Genomic DNA, 24,578 nt, shown 5'->3' with positions numbered 1-24,578 from the left:
TGGCGGGTCGGCCTTCACACGGTCAGTCGGTCGTCGGCCTCGGCGGTGGCATCGCGGCGGAACAGCTCGCCGATGAGCAGGACCAATCCGCCGAGAGCGAGCTGGCCGAGGTCGAACCCGCGGCCGTCGGCCGGTGACAGCAGCGGTCCGGGTCCGAAGGCCTCGTACGAGTACCGGAGCTGGGTGGCGATGAACAGTCCCAGCGCCGCGTCGACGAGGCTCCCGGCGATCAACAGGCAGCCGAGGGCCCGTACGAGCGGTGCGGTGCGGCGCTCGGCCACAGGCCCGGCCGCGCCCGCGAGCAGGCGCCACAGCACGAGGAGCGCGGCACTGACGACCGCCAGACCGATCGCGTCGCGCACCGCCGACGTCGCGACGAAGGCACTCGGCCGACCCGCGGAGGTGAGTTCCACCGCTCCCGTCAGGGTCGCCGATTCAGGGCGGACATCCGCGTCCTGCTCGCGCACCGGCCCACGCGCACCTGACCCGTCCGCGTCATGGACGAAGAACCTCAGGCACTCGCTCGGAGAAGTCTGGTCCCCGACATCGGCCGACTGGCAGACGTCCGCGCCCCACGCGACGGGCAGCGACACCCGGTGCTCGAGGTAGAACGGGCCCCAGGCGAGGTCCACGGGGTGGGTCACCTTGCCTGCCGACGCGAGGATCCCGATGACGGCCACCGTCACCGCGGCCGCCGCCGCGAGAAGGCCGGCCGCGAGGGCGGCCCGTCCGCCGATGCGCAGTGCTCGTGTCGTCATGGGCTCGACATCCTGTCTCGTGCACCGAACGAGTGGTCGGTGATGCGCGAGCATGGCGCGTCGTGAAGCCTGGGGTCAAGACATCGCCGCTCGGAGGTATCGGCCGGTGACGCTGTCGGGGTTCTCTGCGACCTGCTCGGCGGTGCCGGTGGCGACGATCCGCCCGCCGTTCACGCCTCCTCCGGGGCCGAGGTCCACGGCCACCGTGACGTCGACGTCCTCGAGGTGGTGGACGCGGGCGCCGCGCACCGTGGTGGTGTCCGGTCGTTCGCTCGCTGGTCGGTCCTTCCCGGACTGTGGCTCACTTCGCCTACGAGCCGGAATGGAGCTACCAGATTCTGCGGGGGCCCATGGCGGAAAAAATCTGTGTCGTGGATCACTCTCGGATTGACGGAGTCCCGCCGGGCACTTAAGTTGAGTTCACGTTCAGTATGAAGCAGATCACATGGGGGGACTGGAATGACTCATCGATTGTCACAGCGCACGTTCAGGACCGCGGCCGCGGTCGCCAGCGTCGGCATGCTCGCGGCCGTCGCCGCGTGCGGCGGCTCGAGCGACTCCGGTGACGGCACGATCGTCATCGGGTACTCGGCCGGACTCAGTGGAGGTGCCGCCGAGTACGGCGTGAACGTCCAGAACGGCCTGAAGATGGCCATCGACGAGGTCAACGAGGAAGGCGTCGAGATCGACGGCAAGAAGTACACCGTCAAGCTCGAGTCCCTCGACGACCAGTACCAGCCCGGCACGACCGGAACGAACGTCCAGCGCCTCGTCGAGAAGGAAGGCGCCTCGGTCGTCTTCGTTCCGCACGCCGGCGGCATCAAGGCCGCGCAGGAGCTGAACTCCGGCCGCACCGAGTTCCTCGTGGGCGCCTACTCGTCCGACCCGGCGATCCTCGAGAGCGGGAACGACCTCACGGTCATGATCCCCCCGAGCTTCGACAGTTACGTCCAGCCGTTCATCGACAAGGTCAAGACCAAGGAGAACGCCAAGCTCGGCCTGATGGCCACGGCCAGCGAGTTCGGCCAGGAGTGGACCAAGACGACGATCGAGAAGTGGGAGGCCTCCGGCGGCGAGGTCCTGCCGAAGAACAACATCGACTACGGCACCGTCTCGGACTTCGCCGGCCCGGTGGCCAAGACGCTCGCGGGCAAGCCCGACGTGATCCTCGTCGGCGGCCCCTCGCAGCCCACGGCGCTGCTCATCGAGGAGGCGCGCAAGCAGGGCTTCAAGGGCGCCTTCCTGATCATCGACCAGGCGAAGTTCGAGGAGCTCGAGGAGTTCACCGACCCGAAGAACCTCAACAACTCGGTCGGCATCATGCCGCTGCCGCTGTTCGAGGGCACCGAGAAGTTCATCGCCGACTACAAGGAGAAGTACTCCTCCGAGAAGCCGGTCAACGCCGACATCGCGCTGAACTACCAGGCGCTGCCCATCTTCATCGAGGCCATGAAGATCGCTGGTACGACCGACGACCCGAAGGCCATCCGTGAGGCGATGGGTGAGGCCGTCAAGTCGGTCGAGGGTGTCTTCTTCGTGCCGAACAAGGTCAGCGCGAAGGGCCACCTGCAGGCGGACGGCCTCCAGGCCGCCTACCGCAACGCGGACGGCGAGTACGAGCCCTTCGCGATCGAGCAGCCGCAGGAGTGAGCCAGCGGGGCCCCACCGTCCGTCCTCCGGGCGGCCGGGGCCCCGCCACGCCCTGATCCATCGACCTCCCATCAGAAGGTGACTGATGACCCTCTTCATCCAGCAGTTGGCCAACGGCCTGGCCCTGGGCGGGATCTACTGTCTCGCCGCCATCGGGCTGACGCTCGTGTTCGGCGTCCTGGGCTTCCCGAACCTGGCGCACGGCGCGCTGTACATGCTCGGCGCCTACCTCACGTACTTCTTCCTCACCGACGCCGGCATGCCCTATGTCGTGGCGATCCTGGCCGCCGCAGCGGTCCTGGCCTTCCTCGGCGTCGTGCTCGAGCGACTCGTGTTCCACCCCTTGCGGAATGCGCCACACACCCATCACATGATCGCGACGGTGGGCGTGATGTTCTTCCTCGTCGCTCTCGTCCAGGAGGTCTGGGGCACCGGATTCCTGCGGATGCAGTCGCCGGTCGGCGGCCAGGTGAGCGTCCTGGGCGCCCAGGTCTCGTGGCAGCGCATCATCATCATCGTCACGGCGGTCGTCGTGCTGCTGCTCCTGACCTGGTTCCTCAAGCGCTCGCCGCACGGGCAGGCCATCGAGGCGATCGAGCAGGACCGCACGGGCGCCGCGCTCGTGGGCATCAACCCGAGCATGGTCTCGATGGTGACGTTCGCGGTCTCGTTGGCGCTGGTCGCCATCGCGGCCGGTCTGGTCGCCCCGATCAACCTGCTCTCGCCCGGCATGGGCGACGCCCTCGGCCTGACCGTGTTCGCCATCATCATCCTCGGCGGCCTGGGCTCATTGCCCGGAGCGATCGTCGGTGGCTTCTCGATCGCCATCGCCGAGGTCATGGCCTCGACCTACATCTCCGTCGCGGCGGGGGAGGCGGCGATCTTCGTCATCCTCATCGCCGTCCTGGCGATCAAGCCCACGGGCATCTTCGGAACGGTGGCACAGCGATGATCGACCGACTCAACCCCCGCCTGCTCGGCGTCGCCCTCGTCGCGATCGCCCTGCTCCTCGCACCGGTCGTCTTCAGCGAGCAGCAGTACCTGCTGCGCGTCGTGACGACGGCCGCCATCTACGCCATCGCGGCCTACGGACTGAACATCATCCTGGGCCTCACGGGGCAGCTGTCCCTGGCCCACGGTGCCTTCTTCGGCGTGGGCGCCTACACGGTGGGCCTGCTGACGACCGACCGTGACTGGCCGTTCTGGTCGGCTTTCCTCGTCGCGATTCTCGCCACCACGGTGCTGGGCTACGTCTCGGGGCTCATCGCACTGCGGACGCAGGGTGCCTACTTCGCGATCTTCACGATGGCGCTGGGGTTCCTCATCTTCATCGTCATCGTGCGGTGGGAGTCGCTGACGCACGCGCACTCGGGCGTCAGCGGGGTGAAGTTCCCCGAGAACATCGGACCGATCGACTTCACGGAGCCGGCGACGATGTACTACTTCGTCCTGATCTTCCTGGCCGCCGCCGCGTACACGACCCACGCGCTGCTGCACTCCAACGCGGGACGGTCGCTCGTGGCCATCCGCACCTCGGAGGACCTGGCGAAGTCCATCGGCGTGAACGTCGCCGTCAGCAAGCAGCTGGCCTTCACCGCGTCGGCCACCATCGCCGGACTCGCCGGCGGCCTGTTCGCCTCGTTGAACGGCTTCATCGGCCCGGACTCGGCGGGCATCGACCGCACGTTCGAGATGTTGCTGTTCCTGCTCATCGGCGGCCTCGGCACGGTCATGGGGCCGCTGCTGGGCAGCCTCCTGGTCGCGTTCTTGTTCGAGATGCTGCAGGACCTGGAGACCTATCGCTTCATCGTGCTGGGACCGATCATCGTGCTGCTGGTCATCTTCGCCCCGCGCGGGATGATCGGGTACCTCAACGACCTGGTCCCCGCGCGCTTCAAACGCCGCGCCACCACGATGCCCGGCGAGCCGGCCACCGAGCCCGCCACCGTGCCGGCCGGCTCCACCACGAAGGACGAGGTGCACTGATGCTTCTGCAGGTACGCGGTCTCGGCAAGACGTTCGGCGGCATTGCTGCGGTCAAGGACGTGGACATCGATGTCCCGGAAGGTCAGATCACGGCGATCATCGGTCCGAACGGTGCGGGCAAGTCGACGCTGTTCAACCTCCTGGCGGGGTTCTACACGCCGACCTCCGGCACGGTGACGTTCGAAGGTAAGGACATCACCGGCATGAAGCCGCACCGCACGGTGCGCGAAGGCATCGCCCGGACGTTCCAGACGACGCAGCTGTTCGAGGACTCCACGGTGCTCGACAACGTGCTGGCCGGCTGCGTCGTCCGCTCGAAGTCCAATGCGCTCGACGCGGTCTTCCACACGCCTCGGCACCGGCGCGACGAGCGCGCCAGTCGGGCCAAGGCGATGGAGGAGCTCGAGTTCGTCGGGGCGGCGCACCTGTGTGACGAGGTGGCGTCGAAGCTCCCCCAGGAGGCGCAGAAGCGCGTGTCGATGGCACTCGCCCTGGCCACGGAGCCCCGATTGCTGCTGCTGGACGAGCCGGCAGCGGGCACCAACGACGAGGAGACCGAGGCCTTCGGCGACCTCATCCGCCAGATGGTGTCGCGTGGCATCACCGTGTGTCTCGTCGAGCACAAGATGTCGATGGTCATGAACCTGGCCGACCAGATCGTCGTGCTCGACCACGGGCAGCGCATCGCGACCGGGTCGCCCGAGCAGATCAAGAAGGACCCGCTCGTCATCGAGGCCTATCTCGGCGCCAACAACGACCAAGCAGGAGCGCGATCATGATCAAGATCAGCGGATTGAACGCGAGCTACGAGGCTGTCGACGTCCTCCACGGGATCGACATCACCGCCAACGACGGCGAGCTGACGGTCATCCTCGGTGCGAACGGGTCCGGGAAGTCGACGCTGTTCAAGGCGATGAGCGGCGTGCTCCGGCCGAACAGCGGCTCGGTCGAGTTCAACGGGGAGGACATCACGCGCAGCAGCCCGGCGGCGATCGTCAAGAAGGGCCTCGCGCACTGCCCCGAGGGACGCCACCTGTTCCCGCGGATGTCGGTCGAGAAGAACCTCATGCTGGGCGCCTACGTCCGGCGCGGCGACAAGTCCCGGGTCAAGACGCTGTTGGAGCGGTCGTACGACCTGTTCCCGGTCCTGCGTGAGAAGCGCAAGCAGGCGGCCGGGTCGTTGTCGGGCGGCCAGCAGCAGATGGTCGCGATCGGCCGCTCGTTGATGTCGGACCCGTCGATGCTGATCCTCGACGAGCCGTCGATGGGACTGGCGCCCCTGATCACCCAGCAGGTCTTCGAGACGATCGTCGAGATCAACAACGAGGGCATCGGCGTGCTGCTCGCGGAGCAGAACGCCAACTCGGCCCTGCAGATCGCCACCTCCGGCTACGTCCTGGCCGAGGGCCGGGTCGTGCTGTCGGGAAGCGCCAAGGAGCTCCAGAACGACGCGCGGGTGCAGCGGGCCTACCTCGGCGTCTGACCGCGGTCAGACGAGCAGGCATCAGCACTCGAAGAGACACCAAGGGCGAGCCACCGTGACGGTGGCTCGCCCTCGGCGACGAATGCGTCAGATCAGAGACGACGGACCTTGTACTTGCTGGTCCAGATCTTCTCCTTCTTGACCGACTTGCCCGGACGGGGCGAGTGCCAGATCTTGCCGTCACCGGCGTAGATCCCGATGTGGTAGACGCGCGAGCCGCTGTAGAAGCCGATCAGGTCGCCCTTCTTCTTGTTGCTCTTGGAGACCTTCTTGCCCTTCTTCATCTGGGCACCCGCAACGCGGGGGAGCTTCTTCTTGATCGCCTTCTTCACCACGTACTGGACGTACCCGGAGCAGTCGAAGCCGCGGGGGCTGGTGCCGCCCCAGCGGTAGGGCGTGCCCTTGTACTTCGCGGCGTGGCGGACGATCTTCTTGCCGCGCGCGGCGGCGGCACGCTTCTTCGCGAGCGCCTTCTTCTTGGCGATGATCGCCCGCTTCTTCTTCAGCAGGCGCTTCTTCTTCGCGATGGCCGCACGCTTCTTCTTCTCGGCGGCCTTCTTCTTCGCTGCCAACTGCGCTGCAGTCGGTGCGGGAGCGGCGGTCGTGCTGGTCGTGCTGGTCGTGGTGGGCGTCGTGCTGCCCGAGGCATGGGCGGTTGCGGGAGCAACGACGCCGAGGACGGAAGCCGCCATCGTGGCAGCAAGGATTCGTGCGACGTGTCGCATGGGAGTCTCCTTCAACGCCTACGGAGAGAGACCTGTCGGGCTGGCAGTGAAGGTGTGCCCCACGCGTGGTGGTTAGCCCCAAGTCGCGCTGTCGCGACGGAATGCTGGTTTCCCCGGCTCGCCGATTGTGTTCGTCTTGACTGGTCCCGTGAACCTCGGCGAGTTCAGCGTGTTCACGGCCTGGCCCCTTGTGGCCACAGCGAATCTACGTCGGAAATTCAGGCGATCACGAACCCACGGTGTAGGGAGCCGTCCGGCTCGAGGCGACGATCGCACTGCGGTTCCAGTGAATATCCGTTAACCGGAGAAATCCCTCCTCGTGAGATATCTCACGGGATCCACGCGGTCGTGACGCCCCGAAAGGCCTGCGATGGCGGGCTACACGGCCCGTGCGGGCTGACTTCTCCGGCTTCGCACCGCATCGTCCAGTGCAGGTCCCAGCTCGGGCCAGGCGAAGTCGAAACCTGCCGCTTCGAGCCGCTCGGGCAGCACCCAGCGGCTCTTGAGCAACAGCTCCGACTCGTTGCGCAGCACCCACAGGGCGGGTTCGAGCATCCAGCGGGGGGCGGGCAGGCCGAGTGGCATCCGCACGACCCGGCGCAACTCGGCCATGAGGGTGCGGTTGTCGCTGGGCCGGGGCGACGAGAGGTTGACCGGGCCGTCGATCCCGGGGTGCTCATCGATGTACCGCGTGGCGGCGAGCACGTCGTCGATGTGGATCCACGAGAACTTCTGGCGACCGCGCGAGTGGTGGATCGGAACGGGACCGCCGGAGGGACGGTCGCCGATCCCGCGGTAGCGGCGGTGCTGGCGCCACCACCCGTCGTACTGCGGGCCGCCCAGTCCGAGCCGCGCCACGCGGGCCAGCAGGTCGGACGCCGGCCCGCCGAGCACGATCGCCATCCGCAGGGCGACGCGGCGGGTGCCCGGCAGGTCGCCGGCGAAGAACTCGTCCTCCCACGCCCGCGCCACGTCCACCGAGAAGCCGGAGCCCAACTCGCCGTCGGACTCGGTCTGCGGACGGTCCAGGGCGTAGCGGTAGATCGTCGCCGTGCTGGCGTTCATCCAGAGCCGTGGCGGGTGGCCCGCCTGCTCGATGGCCTCACGCAGCTGACGCGTGGTCGCCACGCGGGACCGCAGGATCTCGTCGCGGTTGGCGTCGGTGTACCGGCAGCCGACGCTCTTGCCCGCCAGGTTGACGACGAGGTCGGCTCCGTCGACCGCGCGACGGAGGGAGGAGGGGTCCGACCAGGTCGCGTCCGGTCCCGCGCGGCCGACTCGTACGACCTCGTAGTCCCGTGACCGGAGGTCGTCGACCAGCCGGTGTCCGATGAATCCGTTCCACCCCGCGACGACGGCCCTCGGACGCTCAGTCATGTGCCGGACCCTAGCGGGAGCCAGATCTTGGCGCCGGGGTTCGGGGCGGGAGTCGGTGCAGCGTCACGTCCCGCAGGGCACCCGCGTCGGCAATCGCCGTCAGGTAGGTGCAGAACGGCTGACGGCGGCGGTCGGTGGGGGAGCCGGGGTTCAGCAGCCGCAGGCCGCTCTCGGCCGTCGTGTCCCACGGGATGTGGCTGTGCCCGAACACGAGGACGTCGACGTCGCCGTACTCGGCGCTGCACCGGTCCTCGCGGCCCTTCGCCGGGCCCGTCTCGTGCACGACGGCGAACCGGACGCCGTCGATCTCGGCGCGGGCGACCAGCGGCAGCCGCTCGCGCAGCTCGCCGTGGTCGTTGTTCCCGTACACCGCGACGAGGCGTCGCGAGCGCTGCTCGAGGTCGTTCAGGTGATCGACCGACACCCAGTCGCCGGCGTGGATCACCACGTCAGCGGCGTCCACCTCGTCCCACACCTGCTCCGGGAGGTCTTTCGCCCGCTTGGGCAGATGGGTGTCCGCGAGGATCAGCAGCCGAGACGCCATGGGGACAGTCAACCGCGCCCGTCAGCGCAGCGCCGACTCGATCTCGGCGCGGGCCGCCGCGTCGTAGCCCACGAGCAGCACGCGCTCGACCGAGGTCGCTGTGCCGTGGACCGCACGGACGGCGGCAGCCACGGATTCGGCCTTCGACCAGCCGTAGACGCCGGCCCCGATCAGCGGGAACGCCACCTCGCGCGCACCGAGCTCGTCGGCGACCTCGAGGGACCGGCGATAGCAGGACTCGAGCAGATCGGGGTCCGTCTGGCCCGCGTGGCGGTTCGGTCCGACCGTGTGGATGATCCATCGGGCCGGGAGGTCGCCGGCGGTCGTCCAGCCCGCGTCGCCCGTGGCCAGCCCGTCGGGGAACCGAGCGATGCAGTCGGCCAGGACGGCGGGACCGCCGGCCGCATGGATCGCCCCGTCGACGCCGCCGCCGCCGCGCATCGCGTTGTTCGCGGCGTTGACGATGGCATCGACCTCGAGGGTCGTGATGTCGGCCTGGACGGCGCTGATCGTGGTGCTCACTCGGGCCTCGTGATCCAGGCCTGGGCGCCGGGAGCAAAGGACTTGATCGTCACCGCACCGAACTCGCCGAGCCGGAAGACGATGGGCTCGCCGGTGTCCACGCCCTCGGGCACCGGGAACGTCGACGTGGTGGGGACGTAGTCCATGGTGGCGGCGCGGCCCGGGACGGCGCCGACGTCGACCGTGACGGTCTGGCCCTCGGCGCTGACGTCCCGGACGACCGCGGGGTTGGAGCTGCTGCCGTACGTGACCACGTGGATCTGGCCGCCCTCGCCCACGACGACCCCGGCGGGGGTGTCGATGCTCTCCTTGACGCCCGCGGGCACGCCACGCGAGGGGGCGGGCGTGATCGTGGGCGTCGTCGGAGCGTCGGGCGCCTCCTCGGAGCCGCCGCAGGCGGCCAGGACGAGGGCGACTGCGGCCACCACCGCGAGACGGATCAGGGTGCGCATCGCGCTCCTTCGCTCAGACAGGCAGCAATCGTGTCACGAAGTGGGTCAGCTGATCGACGTTGGCGCACTCGTACATCGGCACGACCTCGGCGTACGCCAGCGCCTCGGAGTCGCCCAGGCCCCACCGGGTGTGGTGCTCGGGGTTGAGCCAGTACGTCCGCCGGGACCGCATCGCGATCTCGTGGAGCGCGTCGAACCGCGGGTTCTGGTTGTTGTTGCGGGCGTCGCCGAGGATCAGCACGGCGGTCCGGGGTCCGACCGCGTCGAGGAAGAACTCGCGGAAGTCCAGCAGCGCCTCGCCGTAGTCGCTGCTGGTGTGCCACTTCGTGATCCGGGCCTCGGCACGAATGCGCGTCTCGATGTCCGCGCCGCCGGAGACGGCGCCGTCGCGCACGATGTCGGTGACCTCGGCCATCGCGTTGACGAAGGCGAAGACCCGCACCTTGCTGAACTGGGCGCTGAGGGCCTGGGTGAGCAGCATCGTGAAGTTGGAGAACCCGGCCACGGACCCCGAGACGTCGCACAGCAGGACGAGCTCGGGGCGGTTCGGTCGCGGCTTCTCGTAGACGGGCCGCATCGGCACGCCGCCGGTGCCCATGGCGCGTCGCAGGGTGCGCCGCATGTCGATCTTGCCGCGGCGCCGGCGTCGGCGGCGGGCCGAGAGGCGGGTCGCCAGCACGCGGGCGAGCGGCTTCACCGACCGGCGCAGCTCCTCCAGCTGCTGGCGGTTGGCGCTGAGGAAGTCGACGTGCTCACGCGACGACCGCACGGCGTGCCGGGCCACGAGCTCACGACCACGCAGCTCGGCCGACCGGCGGCGGGCCTCGGCCTGGACCATCTCGCGGAACGCCTCGACGCCCTGGCGCACCTCGTCGCGGGCCAGCCGGTCGGTGAACTGGGTGCCCAGTCCCTGGCCGCCCTGGCCGCTGCCGCCGCCGGGGCGCATGGCCAGGGCCGCGGCGATCAGCGTCTGGGGCTGGAGTCGGTCGATGGTCTGGTAGGCGGACCAGCCGGCGGTCTCGCTGCCGGGCTGTCCCACCTCGCCCAGCACGTCCACCGCGATCTCGGCGATCTGGGCCAGCGTGCGCGGGTCGCGGTCCATCAGCGCCATGAGCAGCAGCTCGCGGATCTGCTCGACGTCCATGTCCTCGCCGGCGTCGCGGGCGGCCTCGGGGCGGCCGACGCCGACCGGGAAGAACAGGTCGAAGGTCTGGTCGAACACGTCGCGCTGGCCGCCGCGGCGCACGAGCGCCGCGGCCAGGCCCTCGCGCAGCAGCTCACGGTCGTCGAGACCCAGGACGCGCATCACGTCCGCGGCGTCGATCGTCTCGCTCGGACCGGCGTTGACGCCCTTGTTGCGCAGCGCCTCGACGAACTCGACCAGCCGGGTCGCGACCTGGGCGCTCATGACAGGACGGCGTCCAGATCCAGCTTCGTGCGCGCCTTGTCGATGTCGTCCTGGTGCTTCAGCACGACACCGAGGCTCTCGGAGACGACCTCGGAGGTGAGCGCGTCGGCGCCCAGCGCCACGAGGGTGCGGGCCCAGTCGAGCGTCTCGGACACCGAGGGGGCCTTGCGCAGCGGCATGGCACGCAGCGCGTTGACCACACGGATCACCGAGTCGACCAGTGCCTGGTCGAGGTCGGGCACCTTCATGGCGACGATGTCGCGCTCGAGCTCGGCGTCGGGGAACTCGATGTGCAGGAACAGGCAGCGGCGGCGCAGCGCCTCGGACAGCTCGCGCGTCGCGTTCGAGGTCAGCACGACGAAGGGCCGTTGGGTCGCCGTCACCGTGCCCAGCTCGGGGATCGTGATCTGGAAGTCGCCGAGCACCTCGAGCAGCAGGCCCTCGATCTCGACGTCGGCCTTGTCGGTCTCGTCGATCAGCAGCACGGTGGGGCCGTCGTTGCGGATCGCCGACAGCAGCGGGCGGGGGAGCAGGAACTCCTCGGAGAAGATGTCCGACTTCGCCTCGCTCCACGTCTCGTCCTGGCCGGCCGAGATCCGCAGCAGCTGCTTGGCGTGGTTCCACTCGTAGATCGCGCGGGACTCGTCGACGCCCTCGTAGCACTGCAGGCGCACCAGCTCGGCGCTGCACGCCTGGGCGATGGCCCGCGAGAGCTCGGTCTTGCCGACCCCGGCGGGGCCCTCGACGAGCAGCGGCTTGCCCAGCTCGCTGGCGAGGAACACCGTCGTGGCGACGGCGTCCGACGCGAGATACCCGGCCGTGGCGAGGCGGGCCTTGACGTCGGCGACCGACGTGAACGGCATCGTGCCCTTGTTGAACATGGATTCAAGTCTACGCTGACAGTATGGCGGCGATGACTCGGGTGAGGCGTAGATCACAGTTGGCTGCTCCTGCAGCCTTCGCCCGCGTGACGGACTGGGAGCAGCATCGGGTGCCCCTCACGACGATCACGGCCACCTCGGACGGGTTCGCGGCCCGGACCGGCCTCGGCCCGTTGGGGTTCGACGACCCGATGGAGGTCACGCACTGGGACCCGCCGCGCCGCGTCCACCTGGTGAAGCGGGGCCGGGTCGTCCGGGGGAGCGCCACGATCACGGTCGAGCCCGACGGGCCCGGGTCGATCGTCACGTGGGACGAAGAGGTCTCGGTGATCGGCGTCCCGGGGTTCCTCGACCCGGTCGTGCGGCGGCTCCTCGGACTCATGGTCTCGTCCGTGCTGAGCCGTCTGCTCCGTGGCTAGGGTGGGTGGCATGTCCGCTGCCGAGACCGAGGTCGTCGACCTCTGCCGTGACCTGATCCGGATCGACACGTCCAACTTCGGCGACTCGTCCGGCCCGGGTGAGCGCGCCGCGGCGGAGTACGTCGCCGCCAGCCTGGCCGAGGTCGGCATCGAGTCCACGATCCTCGAGTCCGAGCGAGGCCGCGCCAGCGTGGTCGCTCGCTGGGGCGACCAGACCTCCACCCGCCCGGGACTGGTCGTGCACGGACACCTGGACGTCGTGCCGGCCCAGGCGGCCGACTGGTCGGTCGACCCGTTCGCCGCCGAGATCGTCGACGACTACGTCGTGGGCCGCGGCGCCGTGGACATGAAGGACTTCGACGCGATCATGCTCGCCGTCGTGCGCGACCGGCAGCGGACCGGCCGGATCCCCGACCGCCCGATCCTGTTGGTCTTCACGGCCGACGAGGAGGCCGGAGGTCAGCTCGGCGCGCACTGGCTCGTCGCCGAGCATCCCGAGTGGTTCGAGGGCTGCACCGAGGCGGTCGGTGAGGTCGGCGGCTTCTCGACGCAGGTCGCGGGACAGCGCCTCTACCTGATCGAGTCGGGTGAGAAGGGCATCGCGTGGCTGCGGCTCAAGGCGGCCGGAACCGCGGGCCACGGCTCGATGCGCAACCCGGACAACGCCGTCACCCACCTGGCGCGCGCACTGGTCAACCTCGGCGAGCACGAGTGGCCGTCCGAGCCGGGCCCCTCCATGCGGATCCTGCTGGACAAGGTGCGCGAGCTGACCGGCGCCGAGGGCACGCCCGACGAGCTCTTCGAGCACTTCGGGCCGGCGGCCCGGATGATCGGCTCGGGCCTGCGCAACTCGACCAACGCGACGATGGTCCAGGGCGGCTACAAGCACAACGTCGTGCCCGGCGAGGCCGTCGCGTACGTGGACGGCCGTCCGCTGCCCGGGCACGACGACGGCTTCGTCGACCGCGTGCAGCAGATCGCGGGGGACACCGTCACGGTCGAGCCGTACCACCTCGACATCCCGCTGGAGTACCCGTTCGAGGGCGACCTCGTCGACGCGATGACCGTCTCGCTGCTCAAGCACGACCCGCAGGCCCACGTGGCGCCGTTCCTCATGTCCGCGGGGACCGACGCCAAGGCGTGGCACAAGCTGGGGATGAGGTCGTACGGCTTCGTGCCGCTGCGGCTGCCGGCCGACCTGGACTTCACCGCACTGTTCCACGGCGTCGACGAGCGCGTCCCGATCGACGCGCTCCAGTTCGGCTGCCGGGTCTTCGACGAATTCCTCGATCTGGCCTGAGAGGCGCATACCCGGTCGACACCTGGGTACCCCCTCGGCACAGACCGTCATTCGGGCGGTCGCGAGACACACAGGGGATCACCATGGCCGGAAAGTTGAAGTTCCTCGTCGGACTCGGCGCGGGTTACGTCCTCGGGGCCCGTTCGGGTCGCGAGCGCTACGACCAGATCGTCGAGAAGGCCCAGAGCCTCTGGAAGAACCCGAAGGTCCAGGACGCGACGCACAAGGTCCAGGACGTGGCCCAGGAGCACGTGCCCGGTGCGAGCAAGTCCAGCACCGATTCGAGCAGCTCGAGCACCGGCTCGACCGGCACCAGCACCGGCTCGACCGGCACCAGCACGGGCTCGACCGAATTCGGCACCCGTTCCACGGGAGTCTCCGGGCAATGAGCCAAGAGCAGTCGGATCACTCGTCGGCCACCACCGGTGAGCTCATCTCCAAACTGACAACCGAGATGAAGACGCTCGTCCGTGACGAGATGCGGCTCGCGCAAGCCGAGGTGACCGGGCGGGCCAAGAAGGCAGGCATCGGGGCCGGCTTCATCGGCGTGGGCGGCTTGCTCGCGCTGTATGGGGTCGGTGTCCTGCTCGCCGCCATCATCCTGGCTCTGGCGCTGGTCATGGACGCGTGGTTGGCGGCGCTCATCGTCGCGGTCGTCCTGCTGGTCATCGCCGGCATCGCGGCCCTGCTGGGCAAGAGCCGGGTGCAGGAAGCCGGTCCGCCGGTTCCCACTGGCACGATGGACAGCGTCAAGGCCGACGTGGACGCCGTCCGACATGCCCGAGACCACTGATCCCGAGGAGTGCCATGAGTGACGAGAACATCCACGAGTTGCGTGACGAGGTGGAACGGACGCGTGAGGAGCTCGCCGACACCGTCGACGAACTCGCCGCCAAGTTCGACGTGAAGAGCCGCGTCAAGGATTCCGCGAACGACTTCAAGGACTCCACCCGCGAGTCCCTGAACGACTTCAAGGACTCCACCCGCGAGTCCCTGACCGACCAGGACGGCAAGCCGCGACCGGAGGTGTTGGCGTTGGCCGCCGGCATCACGTCGCTGTGCCTGGCGTTCCTGGTGCTGCGGTCGCTGCGGCGGGGGCGTTGATGGCTGAACCTGGCAAGGACAGCGGCCCGGACTCCCCGAAGGAGCTCACCAAGCCCTCGTGGTTCTACGTGCTGCGCAAGACGGCGCGTGAATTCTCCGAGGACCAGTGCACCGACCTCGCCGCGGCGCTGACGTACTACTCGATCCTGGCGCTGTTCCCGGCCGCGGTCGCGGTGCTGTCGCTCGTCGGCCTGGTCGGGCGCAGCGACGAGACCGTCGACGCGCTCGTGCAGATCCTGCGTGACCTCGGCGCCTCCGGTGCGGCCGACACCCTGGAGCCGACCCTGCGCGAGCTGGGCCAGAGCCAGAACTCGGGACTGGGCCTCATCATCGGTCTCGTCGCGGCCTTGTGGTCGGCGTCGGGCTACGTGAACGCGTTCAGCCGCGGCATGAACCGCATCTACGAGATCGGTGAAGGCCGGCCGATCTGGAAGCTGCGTCCGGTGATGCTGCTGCTGACGGTCGTCCTCGTGGCGCTGACCGCGGTCGTGGCCCTGGGGCTCGTCCTGACCGGTCCTGCCGCGCAGGCGGTCGGCGACGCCGTCGGTCTCGGCGACACGGCCGTGACGGTGTGGAACATCGCCAAGTGGCCGGTCCTGCTGATCGTCGTCGTCTTCATCGTGGCGCTGCTCTACTACGTCACGCCGAACGTGAAGCAGCCGCGGTTCCGCTGGATCAGCCTCGGTGCGGTGGTCGCGATCGTGGTGTTGGTCGTGGCCTCGGCGCTGTTCGGGCTCTACGTCTCGAACTTCTCGAACTACAACAAGACGTACGGCTCGTTGGCCGGCGTCATCGTGTTCCTGCTGTGGTTGTGGATCACGAACCTGGCCCTGCTCTTCGGCGCCGAGCTCGATGCCGAGCTGGAGCGCGGTCGTGAGCTGCAGGCGGGCCTGCCGGCCGAGGAGGAGATCCAGTTGCCTCCGCGCGACACCCGCCAGATCGAGAAGGCCAAGAAGAAGACCGAGAAGGACATCGCCCGAGGCCGGGCGCTGCGACGCTCGCGAGGCGAGCCGAAGGACGACTGACCGACGGTCAGACGGTCGCGCGCATGCGGATGATCTTGCGCCGCAGCCGCACCGTGCGATGACCGGTCGGATCCTTGCGGAGGCGGTCGAGTTCCCATCCTTGGAACTCGGCCGCCTGCGTCAGCCACTGGCACACGGCGTTCCGCGACTTCGTCCGCGAGATGGAGACATCCCAGAACTCGTAGTCGATCATCGTGCTCCTTCTGACACATCACTGAGCGCAGCGTGGATCTCGGGCGGCAGTTCCAGTGTCTCCGATTCGAGGGATTCCTGGAGCTGAGCGGTGGTGCGGGCTCCCACGACCGCCGAGCCGACCTGGGGCCGGTCGCGCAGCCACGCCAGGGCGACGTGGGAGACCGGGACGCCCAGACCCTGGGCGGCGGCCGCGAGCGCATCGACGACGCGGGCCTTCGAGGACGTGAGGTGCGGCGCCACGAACGCCTCCCATCGTGCGTCGGCGGCGCGTGAGTCGCCGGGTACACCGGCGCGGTACTTGCCGGTGAGGACGCCTCGGCCCAGGGGAGACCACGCCAGGACGCTCATGCCGGCGTGCTCGGCGGCCGGGATCGTCTCGATCTCGGGGTCGCGGCGCACCAACGAGTACTCGATCTGCGTGCTGACCAGCGGGACGCCGCCGCCCAGGCGCGTGAACGCGTGCTGGGCCGCGACCGTCTGCCACCCGGTGAAGTTGCTGATGCCCGCGTAACGGACCCGGCCCGAGCGCACCGCCTGATCGAGCGCGGCCATCGTCTCGTCGACCGGGACGGCGTCGTCCCAGCGGTGGATCTGCCACAGGTCGAGGTGGTCGGTGCCGAGATCGGCGAGCGACTGGTCCAGTTGGCGCATCAGCGACCGCAGGGAGCCGTCGACCACGGCATGTCCGTCGCGACGGATCACGCCGGCCTTGCCGGCCAGGACGACCCGGTCGCGGACGCCGTGCTTGGCCAGCAGGGACCCGATGACCTGCTCGCATCCGCCGTCGCCGTAGATGGGCGCGGTGTCGAGCAGGGTCCCGCCGGCGTCGAGGAAGACGCGCAACTGCTCGTCAGCGACGTATTCGTCGACGGCCGCACCCCAGGACATCGTCCCGAGGCCCAGCCGCGACACCTGGAGACCCGAACCCCCGAGCCGACGCGCGTGCATGCGACGAGGCTAGTCGGTGGCTCGGAACTTCGTGTGTAGGCTCGCACGGTGGATCTGCTGCGCTCCGTGATCCTGGGCATCGTCCAGGGACTCACCGAATTCCTGCCCATCTCCAGCAGTGCTCACCTGGCGATCGTGCCGCAATTGCTGGGCTGGGAAGACCCCGGCGCGGCGTACACGGCGGTCGTCCAGATCGGCACCGAGCTGGCGGTCATCCTCTACTTCTGGCGTGACATCTGGACCATCGGCTCGGGCTGGGTCCGCGGCGTGTTCAACGCCGAGGCGCGGCAGGCACCGGAGTGGCGGATGGGCTGGTTCATCATCGTCGGCTCACTGCCGATCGTCGTGCTGGGCCTCGCACTCGAGGACGCGATCGACCGCGAGTTCCGGAACCTGTGGTTCATCGCCTCGATGCTGATCGGCATGGGCCTGGTCCTGGGTCTCGCCGAGCGGCTCGGACGCAAGACCAAGCCGATCGCCGACCTCAGGTCCCGCGACGCGATCCTGCTGGGTCTGGCCCAGGCCTGCGCCCTCGTCCCGGGTGTCTCCCGGTCGGGCGCCACGATCTCGATGGGCCTGTTCCTGGGCTACGAGCGCCAGGCCGCCACCCGCTATGCCTTCCTGCTGGCCATCCCCGCCGTCGTCGGCGCCGGTGTCTACAAGCTCAAGGACATCCCCGGCGGTGAGAACGCCTACGGCACGGTCCCGACCATCGTCGGAACCGCCGTGGCGTTCGTCGTGGGCCTCGCGGTCATCCACTGGCTGCTGCAGTACGTCAGCAACCACTCGTACAAGCCGTTCGTGATCTACCGCGTCGCGCTCGGCGCACTCGTCCTCGGCCTGCTCTGGGCCGGCGTCATCACCGGCGCCGTCGCCGGCTGACGGGCACTCAGAGCCAGCCGGACTTCTTGAAGCGGCGGTACACGTACCAGCAGGTGCCACCCATGGCGGCCAGGCAGGCGGGATAGCCGAAGGTCCACGAGAGCTCGGGCATGTGCTCGAAATTCATCCCGTAGACCCCGGCCACGGCGGTCGGGATCGCGAACAGCGCGGCACCCGCGGCGAGCTTGCGCATGTCCTCGTTCTGTTGGACGCTCAGCTGCGCGAGGTAGGCGTTGAGCGCGTTGGACAGCAGGCTGTCGATCGAGTCGATGGCGTCCACCGCACGTTGCAGGTGGTCGGCGATGTCGCGGAAGTAGGGCCGCAGGGCCTCCGGGTCGGCGACGGTCGCGAAGCGGCTCATCGGGTCGCGCAGCGGTGCGACGGCGTGCCGGAACTCCAGCGTCTCGCGCTTGAGCCGGTAGATGCGACGGGAGTCCTCGGTGCGGTCGGGCGAGAAGACCGAGGCCTCGACCTCGCCGACGTCCGTCTCGAGCTCGGCGGCGACCGACTCGTAGTGGTCCACGATCGAGTCGACGACGGCGTGCAGCCCGACGATCGGCCCGTGGCTCAGCCGCTCGGGGGAGACCTCGGCCCGGTGCCGCGCGTCGACGAGCGACGCCCCACCGTGGCGCACGGTCAGCAGGTAGTGCGCACCCAGGCAGATGTTCACCTCGTTGGTGGTGATGTCGTCGTCGTTGTACGACACGGCGCGCATCGAGATGAACACGTGATCGCTGTACCGCTCGATCTTCGGCCGCTGGTGCGCGCCGATCGTGTCCTCCACCGCCAACGGGTGCATCCGCAAGGCCTTGCCGAGACGCTCCATCTCGTCGTGCGTCGGGTTGTTGATGCCGACCCAGATGAAGTCGTTGCCCGTCAGGCCGGCCAACCGTTCGGCGAGGTCGTCGGGGTCGTGGTCGGTGTCGCGGCGCACCCCGTCGACGTAGACGGCGCAGTCGATCATCACCTGCCCATTGTGGCTTCCGGTCTCCCGATAGGCTCGGCGACATGCAGAGTTGGTCCCGCCCACCGATCCCACGACTCTCGGACTCCGGGCTCGGTGACGGACCACCCGTCCAGGTGTACGACACCGCCGCCGGGAAGGTCGTCCCGGTCGACCCCGAGGGTGCCGCGCGCCTCTACGTCTGCGGCATCACGCCGTACGACGCCACGCACATGGGACACGCCAACACGTACCTGACCTTCGACCTGCTGCAGCGGGTCTGGCTCGACCGCGGCCTGGACGTGCACTACACGCAGAACGTGACCGATGTCGACGACCCGCTGCTCGAGCGGGCCACGGCGACCGGCATGGACTGGGTGGCGCTCGCCGAGCGCGAGACCCAGCTGTTCCGCGACGACATGACCGCACTGCGTGTCCTGCCCCCGGAGCACTACATCGGCGCCGTCGAGTCGATCCCGCTCGTCATCGATCTGATCCAGCGGCTGGACAAGACCGGCGCGGTCTACCGGGTCGACGACGACCTGTACTTCGAGGTGCGCTCCGCGCCGAGCTTCGGCGAGGTCTCCGGTCTGGACACCGACGCGATGCTGAAGTTCTTCGCCGAGCGTGGCGGCGACCCGCAGCGTCCCGGCAAGCGCGATCCCCTCGACTGTCTGCTCTGGCAGGCCGAGCGCCCGGGCGAGCCCGCCTGGGACACCGAGCTCGGCCGCGGTCGGCCCGGCTGGCACATCGAGTGCTCGGCCATCGCCCTGCACCACCTGGGCTCGGCGTTCGACGTGCAGGGCGGGGGATCGGACCTGGTCTTCCCGCACCACGAGATGTCGGCCGCCGAGGCCGAGCGCGCCACGGGCGAGCCGTTCGCCCGCTCGTACGTGCACGCCGGGATGGTGGGCTACGAGGGCGAGAAGATGAGCAAGTCCAAGGGCAACCTCGTCCTGGTCTCCAAGCTGCGTGTCGAGGGCTGCGACCCGATGGCGATCCGGCTGGCGTTGCTTGCGCACCACTACCGCGAGGACTGGGAGTGGTTCGGCGACGAGATCGAGGTCGCCGAGGCGCGCCTGGCCCGCTGGCGGGCCGCGGCCGATCGCTCGGCCGGACCGTCCGGCCAGGAGCTGGTGGATCAGCTCAGGGCCGCTCTGACGAACGACCTCGACGCGCCCGCCGCGCTGGCGGCGGTCGACGCGTGGACGGCTTCGACGGGCAACGACGCCCAGGCGCCGGCCCAGATGCGCGCGGCGGTCGACGCGCTGCTCGGCATCGCGCTCTGACCCCGGTGCGCCGGCGCCGGGCCTGCGGGCCTCAGGTCTCCTCGGTGGGGCGCCGACGCAGGTAGCGCTCGAACTCGCGCGCGATGGCGTCGCCCGAGGCCTCGGGCAGGTCGTCGGTGTCGCGGTCGGTCTCGAGTGACTGGACGTAGTCGCGCAGGTCCTCGTCCTGTTCCATCAGCTCGTCGGCCCCGCGCTGCCACGCCTCGGACATCTCCTGCAGGACCCCCTGGGGCAGTCCGACGCCCACGGCGTCCTCGACGGCTCCGAGCAACGCGAGCGTGGCCTTGTAGCAGGGCGGCTCGGCCACGTAGTGCGGCACGGCCGCCCAGATGGCGGCCGTCGCCATGCCCGCCCGCGCGGCGACGTCGCCGAGAACGGTCGTGATGCCGATGGGGCCGGCGTAGCGGGACTGCTCGAGGGACAGCCGCTCCAGCATGACCGGGTCGTTCGTCGTGCCGGTCACGGGAACCGGACGGGAGTGCGGACTGTCCGCCAGCAGGGCCCCGAGCGTGAGGAGCTCCTGGACACCGGCGCGCTGGGCGATCTCGACCACCGAGGCGCAGAAGGTCTGCCAGCGGTAGTTCGGCTCGACCGCGCGCAGCAGTAGGACGTCGCGGTCCAGGCGCGGCGGACGGGCGAAGTACAGCGTGGGGGTGGGCCACACGATGTCGCGGACACCGTTCTCGGACGGAGCGATGACCGGGCGGACCGCCTGGAAGTCGTAGAACTCCTCCGGATCGAGCTCGGCGAAGATCTCGGCGTCCCACTCCTCGAGCAGGTGGTCGACCGTGCTGGTGGCCGCGTCGGCTGCGTCGTTCCAGCCCTCGAACGCGGCGATCATCCACGGATTCCGCAGGACGGGGATCTGGGCGTCGGTCACCCTGCCAGCCTACTCATCCTCGGTCCGATAACCGAGGTTCGGCGACAGCCACCGTTCGGCCTCCGCGATCGTCCAACCCTTGCGTTCCGCGTAGTCCTGCACCTGGTCGCGGCCGATCCGGCCGACGACGAAGTACTGCGACTGCGGGTGCGAGAAGTACAGGCCGCTGACGGAGGCGCCCGGCCACATGGCCATCGACTCGGTCAGCTCGATGCCCGTGCGCGCCTCGACCTCGAGCAACGACCAGATCGTGCTCTTCTCGGTGTGCTCCGGGCACGCGGGGTAACCCGGCGCCGGGCGGATGCCGTCGTACTTCTCCTTGATCAGCTCGGTGTTGCTGAGCTTCTCGTCGGGGGCGTAGCCCCACAGGTCGGTGCGGACCAGTTCGTGCAGGCGCTCGGCGAACGCCTCGGCCAGCCGGTCGGCCAGGGCCTCGACCATGATCGCGGAGTAGTCGTCGAGCTCGGCCTTGAAGGCCGCCACCCGCTCGGTGCTGCCGAGTCCGGCCGTCACGGCGAACGCGCCGACGTAGTCGGGCAGGCCCGTGTCGACCGGCGCGACGAAGTCGGCCAGGGAGCGGTGCGGGACGCCCTCACGGTGCGCGGTCTGCTGGCGCAGGTGGTGGAACCGGGTCAGCTCGGTCGTGCGGGACTCGTCGGTGAAGACGATCGTGCTGTCACCGTCGCGGGCGGCCGGGAACAGGCCGGCGACCCCACGGGCGGTCAGCCAGTCCTCGGCGATGATGCGGTCGAGCATCTCGTTCGCGTCGTCGTACAGCTTGCGCGCGGCATCGCCGTGCGTGGGCGAGTTGAGGATGTCGGGGAACGAGCCCTTCATCTCCCACGCGTTGAAGAACGGCTGCCAGTCGATGTACTCGCGCAGCTCGCCCAGCGGGAACGGCCCGAACTCGTGGATGCCGGGGGAGGCCGGGACCGGCGGCTTGTAGTCGCTCCAGTCGATCGCCGTGGCGTCGGCGCGGGCGGCCTCCAGCGGCAGGAGGGAACGGGAGTCGCCGCGGGCGGCGTGGCGCTCACGCAGCGCGTCGTAGTCGGTCTTGAGATCGGCCATGAGCTTCGGCCGCTGCTCGTCGGACAGCAGCGCGGCCACGACCGGGACCGAGCGCGAGGCGTCCTTCACCCAGACGACCGGCCCGGGGTACTTGCGGTCGACCTTGACGGCGGTGTGGGCTCGCGAAGTGGTGGCGCCGCCGATCAGCAGCGGGATGTCGAACTCCTGGCGCGCCATCTCGGCGGCGAAGTTCTCCATCTCGTCCAGCGACGGGGTGATGAGGCCGGACAGCCCGATGACGTCGGCGTTGTGCTGACGCGCCGCGTCGAGGATCTTCTGGGCCGGCACCATGACGCCGAGGTCGATGACGTCGTAGTTGTTGCACTGCAGCACGACGCCGACGATGTTCTTGCCGATGTCGTGGACGTCGCCCTTGACGGTGGCCATGATGACCGTGCCGTTGGAGGTTCTGACGTCGTCGGGGGACTTCTCGGCCTCGATGAACGGGATCAGGTAGGCGACGGCCTTCTTCATGACCCGCGCCGACTTGACCACCTGGGGCAGGAACATCTTGCCGGCACCGAACCGGTCGCCGACGACGTTCATGCCGTCCATCAGCGGGCCCTCGATGACCTCGATGGGCTTGCCGCCACGCTCGGAGATCAGCTGGCGCAGCTCCTCGGTGTCCTCCTCGACCTGGGCGTCGATGCCCTTGACGAGGGCGTGGGTGATCCGCTCGCCCACGGGCAGCGAGCGCCACTCCTCGGCCGCGGCCTCGGTCCTCTCGGTGGTGCCGGCGTACTCGGACGCGATCTCGAGCAGGCGCTCGGCGGCGTCCTCGCGCCGGTTGAGGATGACGTCCTCGATGCGCTCGCGCAGCTCGGTCGGGACGGCGTCGTAGGGGACCAGGGCGCCAGCGTTGACGATGCCCATGTCCATGCCCGCCTTGATGGCGTGGAACAGGAAGACGGCGTGGATCGCCTCGCGGACCGTGTTGTTGCCTCGGAACGAGAACGAGACGTTCGAGACGCCACCCGAGACGAGCGCGCCGGGCAGGTTCTGCTTGATCCAGGCGGTGGCCTCGATGAAGTCCAGACCGTAGCGGGCGTGCTCCTCGATGCCCGTGGCGACGGCGAATACGTTCGGGTCGAAGATGATGTCCTCGGCGGGGAAGCCGACCTGCTCGGTCAGGATCCGGTAGGCGCGCTTGGCGATCTGTTGGCGGCGCTCGAGGTTGTCGGCCTGGCCGTCCTCGTCGAAGCCCATGACGACGATCGCGGCGCCGTACTTGCGGCACAGCCGCGCGTGCTCGACGAAGCGCTCCTCGCCCTCCTTGAGGGAGATGGAGTTGACGATGCACTTGCCCTGGATCGCCTTGAGGCCGGTCTCGATGACCTCGAACTTGGAGGAGTCGACCATGACGGGCACGCGGCTGATGTCGGGCTCGGCGGCGATCAGCTTGCAGAACCGGTCCATCGCGGCGACGCCGTCGATCATGCCCTCGTCCATGTTGATGTCGATGACCTGCGCGCCGTTCTCGACCTGCTGCAGGGCCACCGCGAGGGCGGAGGTGTAGTCCTCGGCCTTGATGAGGTTGCGGAAGCGGGCCGAGCCCGTGATGTTGGTCCGCTCGCCGACGTTGACGAACAGCGAGTCCTCGGTGACCGTCAGCGGCTCGAGCCCGGACAGCCGCAGTGCGGGGGCGATCTCGGGCACCTCGCGCGGGTTCAGGCCCTCGACCGTCTCGGCGATGGCGGCGATGTGCGCGGGCGTGGTGCCACAGCAGCCACCGACGACGTTGATGAAGCCACTCTCGGCGAACTCGTGCAGCGTGGCTGCGGTCTGGTCGGGCGCCTCGTCGTACTCGCCGAAGGCGTTGGGCAGGCCCGCGTTGGGGTAGCAGGAGATGTGGCAGTCGGCGATGCGCGACAGCTCGGCGATGTAGGGGCGCATCTCGTCGGCGCCCAGGGCACAGTTCAGGCCCACGAGCAGCGGCTTGACGTGCCGGACCGAGTTCCAGAACGCCTCGACCGTCTGGCCCGAGAGCGTGCGGCCGGAGGCGTCGGTGATGGTGCCCGAGATGACGACCGGCCAGCGACGTCCCGTCTCCTCGAAGAGGGTCTCGACCGCGAAGATCGCGGCCTTGGCGTTGAGCGTGTCGAAGATCGTCTCGATCATCAGTAGGTCGGCGCCGCCGTCGACCAGGCCGCGAGCGGCGGTGAGGTAGGCGTCGACCAGCTCGTCCCAGGTGACGTTGCGGGCCGCGGGGTCGTTGACGTCGGGGGAGATGGACGCGGTGCGGGTGGTCGGACCGAGGGCGCCGGCGACGTACCGGGGGCGGTCGGGGGTGCCGACCGCGTCCGCGGCGGAGCGCGCCAGCTGGGCCGAGGTGTAGTTGAGCTCGTAGGCGAGGTCGACCATGTCGTAGTCGCGCAACGAGATCGCGTTCGCGTTGAACGTGTTGCTCTCGATGATGTCGGCGCCGGCCTCGAGATACTCGCGATGGATCGAGGCGATGATGTCGGGCTGCGTCAGCGTGAGCAGGTCGTTGTTGCCCTGGACGTCGCAGGACCACTGGGCGAACCGCTCACCGCGGTAGCCGGCCTCGTCGGGACGGTCTCGCTGGATCGCGGTTCCCATGGCGCCGTCGAGCACGAGGATCCGTTGCGACATCGCCTCGGTGAGCGCGGCGGTGGCGTCGGGACGGAACTGTGGAACGAACTCGGTCATGGGTGAAAGTCCTCAGCGGTGTGACAGCGGTGGCTGCTGGGACCCTCCAGCCGGCGGCGGGCTCGCCTG

Annotated in this window: 27 protein-coding genes; 13 read left to right on the top strand and 14 right to left on the bottom strand. The window is 69.2% G+C overall.

Going from position 1 to position 24,578, the window contains the following annotated elements; translation table 11 throughout:
- Positions 1-14: 14 nt before the first annotated feature.
- On the bottom strand, positions 15-758 hold the full coding sequence (locus H9L21_RS08360) for a hypothetical protein (protein ID WP_154594907.1): 744 nt from the start codon (positions 756-758) through the stop codon (positions 15-17).
- A gap of 75 nt (positions 759-833) precedes the next feature.
- A complete protein-coding gene (locus tag H9L21_RS08355; protein ID WP_154594908.1) occupies positions 834-1,007 on the bottom strand; it encodes a hypothetical protein in 174 nt (57 codons plus the stop codon).
- Positions 1,008-1,217: 210 nt separating this feature from the next.
- Here H9L21_RS08355 and H9L21_RS08350 point away from each other — a divergent pair, with 210 nt between their 5' ends.
- The 5 genes from H9L21_RS08350 to H9L21_RS08330 all read left to right on the top strand — a co-directional run bounded on the left by H9L21_RS08350 (position 1,218) and on the right by H9L21_RS08330 (position 5,877).
- Positions 1,218-2,408 carry an ABC transporter substrate-binding protein gene (locus H9L21_RS08350; RefSeq protein ID WP_154594909.1) on the top strand — a complete coding sequence of 397 codons (1,191 nt, stop codon included), beginning with the start codon at positions 1,218-1,220 and terminating at the stop codon, positions 2,406-2,408.
- 85 nt (positions 2,409-2,493) lie between these two features.
- Positions 2,494-3,360, top strand: coding sequence for a branched-chain amino acid ABC transporter permease (locus H9L21_RS08345; protein ID WP_154594910.1), 867 nt, complete (start codon positions 2,494-2,496; stop codon positions 3,358-3,360).
- Positions 3,357-4,394, top strand: coding sequence for a branched-chain amino acid ABC transporter permease (locus tag H9L21_RS08340; protein ID WP_154594911.1), 1,038 nt, complete (start codon positions 3,357-3,359; stop codon positions 4,392-4,394). Before H9L21_RS08345 ends, H9L21_RS08340 begins: the two co-directional genes overlap by 4 nt.
- Positions 4,394-5,173: an ABC transporter ATP-binding protein gene (locus tag H9L21_RS08335; RefSeq protein WP_154594912.1), complete on the top strand. Its 780-nt coding sequence runs from the start codon at positions 4,394-4,396 to the stop codon at positions 5,171-5,173. The genes H9L21_RS08340 and H9L21_RS08335 overlap by 1 nt, the downstream gene beginning before the upstream one ends.
- On the top strand, positions 5,170-5,877 hold the full coding sequence (locus tag H9L21_RS08330; protein WP_154594913.1) for an ABC transporter ATP-binding protein: 708 nt from the start codon (positions 5,170-5,172) through the stop codon (positions 5,875-5,877). Before H9L21_RS08335 ends, H9L21_RS08330 begins: the two co-directional genes overlap by 4 nt.
- A gap of 92 nt (positions 5,878-5,969) precedes the next feature.
- Here H9L21_RS08330 and H9L21_RS08325 read toward each other — a convergent pair whose 3' ends face one another.
- The 7 genes from H9L21_RS08325 to H9L21_RS08295 form a co-directional block, all read right to left on the bottom strand.
- Complete coding sequence (locus tag H9L21_RS08325) at positions 5,970-6,602, bottom strand: C40 family peptidase (RefSeq protein ID WP_154594914.1); 633 nt, start codon at positions 6,600-6,602, stop codon at positions 5,970-5,972.
- A 378-nt stretch (positions 6,603-6,980) separates the two neighbouring features.
- Positions 6,981-7,979, bottom strand: coding sequence for an epimerase (locus H9L21_RS08320; protein ID WP_154594915.1), 999 nt, complete (start codon positions 7,977-7,979; stop codon positions 6,981-6,983).
- A 10-nt stretch (positions 7,980-7,989) separates the two neighbouring features.
- On the bottom strand, positions 7,990-8,523 hold the full coding sequence (locus H9L21_RS08315; RefSeq protein ID WP_154594916.1) for a metallophosphoesterase family protein: 534 nt from the start codon (positions 8,521-8,523) through the stop codon (positions 7,990-7,992).
- A gap of 21 nt (positions 8,524-8,544) precedes the next feature.
- Complete coding sequence (locus H9L21_RS08310; RefSeq protein WP_187411367.1) at positions 8,545-9,045, bottom strand: macro domain-containing protein; 501 nt, start codon at positions 9,043-9,045, stop codon at positions 8,545-8,547.
- Entirely contained in the window at positions 9,042-9,497 is a 456-nt protein-coding gene (locus H9L21_RS08305; RefSeq protein ID WP_154594918.1) for a hypothetical protein, read from the bottom strand. Before H9L21_RS08305 ends, H9L21_RS08310 begins: the two co-directional genes overlap by 4 nt.
- A 13-nt stretch (positions 9,498-9,510) precedes the next feature.
- Entirely contained in the window at positions 9,511-10,905 is a 1,395-nt protein-coding gene (locus tag H9L21_RS08300; RefSeq protein ID WP_154594919.1) for a vWA domain-containing protein, read from the bottom strand.
- Positions 10,902-11,786, bottom strand: a complete 885-nt coding sequence (locus tag H9L21_RS08295) for an AAA family ATPase (protein ID WP_222865743.1) — start codon at positions 11,784-11,786, stop codon at positions 10,902-10,904. Before H9L21_RS08295 ends, H9L21_RS08300 begins: the two co-directional genes overlap by 4 nt.
- A gap of 86 nt (positions 11,787-11,872) precedes the next feature.
- Between H9L21_RS08295 and H9L21_RS08290 the strand changes: the two genes are divergently transcribed.
- The 6 genes from H9L21_RS08290 (at position 11,873) to H9L21_RS08265 (ending at position 15,634) form a co-directional block, all read left to right on the top strand.
- Entirely contained in the window at positions 11,873-12,205 is a 333-nt protein-coding gene (locus tag H9L21_RS08290; protein WP_222865742.1) for an SRPBCC family protein, read from the top strand.
- A gap of 10 nt (positions 12,206-12,215) precedes the next feature.
- On the top strand, positions 12,216-13,505 hold the full coding sequence (locus H9L21_RS08285; protein WP_154594920.1) for a M20/M25/M40 family metallo-hydrolase: 1,290 nt from the start codon (positions 12,216-12,218) through the stop codon (positions 13,503-13,505).
- Between the two features lie 83 nt (positions 13,506-13,588).
- The gene (locus tag H9L21_RS08280) at positions 13,589-13,894 is read left to right on the top strand and encodes a hypothetical protein (protein WP_154594921.1); all 306 of its coding nucleotides are present in this window, start codon (positions 13,589-13,591) and stop codon (positions 13,892-13,894) included.
- Positions 13,891-14,298, top strand: coding sequence for a phage holin family protein (locus H9L21_RS08275; protein ID WP_154594922.1), 408 nt, complete (start codon positions 13,891-13,893; stop codon positions 14,296-14,298). The genes H9L21_RS08280 and H9L21_RS08275 overlap by 4 nt, the downstream gene beginning before the upstream one ends.
- Positions 14,299-14,312: 14 nt before the next feature.
- Positions 14,313-14,609, top strand: coding sequence for a DUF3618 domain-containing protein (locus H9L21_RS08270; RefSeq protein WP_154594923.1), 297 nt, complete (start codon positions 14,313-14,315; stop codon positions 14,607-14,609).
- Entirely contained in the window at positions 14,609-15,634 is a 1,026-nt protein-coding gene (locus tag H9L21_RS08265; RefSeq protein WP_154594924.1) for a YihY/virulence factor BrkB family protein, read from the top strand. The genes H9L21_RS08270 and H9L21_RS08265 overlap by 1 nt, the downstream gene beginning before the upstream one ends.
- A gap of 7 nt (positions 15,635-15,641) precedes the next feature.
- Here the strand turns inward: H9L21_RS08265 and H9L21_RS08260 are convergent, their stop codons facing one another.
- Together H9L21_RS08260 and H9L21_RS08255 are read right to left on the bottom strand one after the other, a co-directional pair.
- Complete coding sequence (locus H9L21_RS08260; protein ID WP_154594925.1) at positions 15,642-15,827, bottom strand: DUF5703 family protein; 186 nt, start codon at positions 15,825-15,827, stop codon at positions 15,642-15,644.
- Positions 15,824-16,777, bottom strand: a complete 954-nt coding sequence (locus tag H9L21_RS08255) for an aldo/keto reductase (RefSeq protein ID WP_154594926.1) — start codon at positions 16,775-16,777, stop codon at positions 15,824-15,826. Before H9L21_RS08255 ends, H9L21_RS08260 begins: the two co-directional genes overlap by 4 nt.
- 48 nt (positions 16,778-16,825) lie before the next feature.
- On the opposite strand from H9L21_RS08255, the gene H9L21_RS08250 reads away from it, so the two are divergent.
- Entirely contained in the window at positions 16,826-17,659 is an 834-nt protein-coding gene (locus H9L21_RS08250; RefSeq protein ID WP_187411366.1) for an undecaprenyl-diphosphate phosphatase, read from the top strand.
- 7 nt (positions 17,660-17,666) lie between these two features.
- Here H9L21_RS08250 and corA read toward each other — a convergent pair whose 3' ends face one another.
- Positions 17,667-18,623, bottom strand: a complete 957-nt coding sequence (gene corA / locus H9L21_RS08245) for a magnesium/cobalt transporter CorA (RefSeq protein ID WP_154596158.1) — start codon at positions 18,621-18,623, stop codon at positions 17,667-17,669.
- A 44-nt stretch (positions 18,624-18,667) separates the two neighbouring features.
- Between corA and mshC the strand changes: the two genes are divergently transcribed.
- Positions 18,668-19,891: a cysteine--1-D-myo-inosityl 2-amino-2-deoxy-alpha-D-glucopyranoside ligase gene (mshC, locus tag H9L21_RS08240; protein ID WP_154594927.1), complete on the top strand. Its 1,224-nt coding sequence runs from the start codon at positions 18,668-18,670 to the stop codon at positions 19,889-19,891.
- 31 nt (positions 19,892-19,922) lie between these two features.
- Here the strand turns inward: mshC and H9L21_RS08235 are convergent, their stop codons facing one another.
- Together H9L21_RS08235 and metH are read right to left on the bottom strand one after the other, a co-directional pair.
- Positions 19,923-20,771, bottom strand: a complete 849-nt coding sequence (locus tag H9L21_RS08235) for a PAC2 family protein (protein ID WP_255467011.1) — start codon at positions 20,769-20,771, stop codon at positions 19,923-19,925.
- Between the two features lie 9 nt (positions 20,772-20,780).
- Positions 20,781-24,509, bottom strand: coding sequence for a methionine synthase (metH, locus tag H9L21_RS08230; RefSeq protein ID WP_154594928.1), 3,729 nt, complete (start codon positions 24,507-24,509; stop codon positions 20,781-20,783).
- Positions 24,510-24,578: the final 69 nt, after the last annotated feature.

This window comes from Aeromicrobium senzhongii (assembly GCF_014334735.1).
GTDB classification, from domain to species: domain Bacteria; phylum Actinomycetota; class Actinomycetes; order Propionibacteriales; family Nocardioidaceae; genus Aeromicrobium; species Aeromicrobium senzhongii.
This window is presented reverse-complemented; position numbering and strand designations above follow the sequence as displayed.

What these genes read in the sequence shown, in the direction of transcription:
- H9L21_RS08360 (WP_154594907.1), bottom strand. Translation starts at nt 758, where the DNA reads ATGACGACACGAGCACTGCGCATCGGCGGACGGGCCGCCCTCGCGGCC.
- H9L21_RS08350 (WP_154594909.1), top strand. Translation starts at nt 1,218, where the DNA reads ATGACTCATCGATTGTCACAGCGCACGTTCAGGACCGCGGCCGCGGTC.
- H9L21_RS08345 (WP_154594910.1), top strand. Translation starts at nt 2,494, where the DNA reads ATGACCCTCTTCATCCAGCAGTTGGCCAACGGCCTGGCCCTGGGCGGG.
- H9L21_RS08340 (WP_154594911.1), top strand. Translation starts at nt 3,357, where the DNA reads ATGATCGACCGACTCAACCCCCGCCTGCTCGGCGTCGCCCTCGTCGCG.
- H9L21_RS08335 (WP_154594912.1), top strand. Translation starts at nt 4,394, where the DNA reads ATGCTTCTGCAGGTACGCGGTCTCGGCAAGACGTTCGGCGGCATTGCT.
- H9L21_RS08330 (WP_154594913.1), top strand. Translation starts at nt 5,170, where the DNA reads ATGATCAAGATCAGCGGATTGAACGCGAGCTACGAGGCTGTCGACGTC.
- H9L21_RS08325 (WP_154594914.1), bottom strand. Translation starts at nt 6,602, where the DNA reads ATGCGACACGTCGCACGAATCCTTGCTGCCACGATGGCGGCTTCCGTC.
- H9L21_RS08320 (WP_154594915.1), bottom strand. Translation starts at nt 7,979, where the DNA reads ATGACTGAGCGTCCGAGGGCCGTCGTCGCGGGGTGGAACGGATTCATC.
- H9L21_RS08315 (WP_154594916.1), bottom strand. Translation starts at nt 8,523, where the DNA reads ATGGCGTCTCGGCTGCTGATCCTCGCGGACACCCATCTGCCCAAGCGG.
- H9L21_RS08305 (WP_154594918.1), bottom strand. Translation starts at nt 9,497, where the DNA reads ATGCGCACCCTGATCCGTCTCGCGGTGGTGGCCGCAGTCGCCCTCGTC.
- H9L21_RS08300 (WP_154594919.1), bottom strand. Translation starts at nt 10,905, where the DNA reads ATGAGCGCCCAGGTCGCGACCCGGCTGGTCGAGTTCGTCGAGGCGCTG.
- H9L21_RS08295 (WP_222865743.1), bottom strand. Translation starts at nt 11,786, where the DNA reads ATGTTCAACAAGGGCACGATGCCGTTCACGTCGGTCGCCGACGTCAAG.
- H9L21_RS08285 (WP_154594920.1), top strand. Translation starts at nt 12,216, where the DNA reads ATGTCCGCTGCCGAGACCGAGGTCGTCGACCTCTGCCGTGACCTGATC.
- H9L21_RS08280 (WP_154594921.1), top strand. Translation starts at nt 13,589, where the DNA reads ATGGCCGGAAAGTTGAAGTTCCTCGTCGGACTCGGCGCGGGTTACGTC.
- H9L21_RS08275 (WP_154594922.1), top strand. Translation starts at nt 13,891, where the DNA reads ATGAGCCAAGAGCAGTCGGATCACTCGTCGGCCACCACCGGTGAGCTC.
- H9L21_RS08270 (WP_154594923.1), top strand. Translation starts at nt 14,313, where the DNA reads ATGAGTGACGAGAACATCCACGAGTTGCGTGACGAGGTGGAACGGACG.
- H9L21_RS08265 (WP_154594924.1), top strand. Translation starts at nt 14,609, where the DNA reads ATGGCTGAACCTGGCAAGGACAGCGGCCCGGACTCCCCGAAGGAGCTC.
- H9L21_RS08260 (WP_154594925.1), bottom strand. Translation starts at nt 15,827, where the DNA reads ATGATCGACTACGAGTTCTGGGATGTCTCCATCTCGCGGACGAAGTCG.
- H9L21_RS08255 (WP_154594926.1), bottom strand. Translation starts at nt 16,777, where the DNA reads ATGCACGCGCGTCGGCTCGGGGGTTCGGGTCTCCAGGTGTCGCGGCTG.
- corA (WP_154596158.1), bottom strand. Translation starts at nt 18,623, where the DNA reads ATGATCGACTGCGCCGTCTACGTCGACGGGGTGCGCCGCGACACCGAC.
- mshC (WP_154594927.1), top strand. Translation starts at nt 18,668, where the DNA reads ATGCAGAGTTGGTCCCGCCCACCGATCCCACGACTCTCGGACTCCGGG.
- metH (WP_154594928.1), bottom strand. Translation starts at nt 24,509, where the DNA reads ATGACCGAGTTCGTTCCACAGTTCCGTCCCGACGCCACCGCCGCGCTC.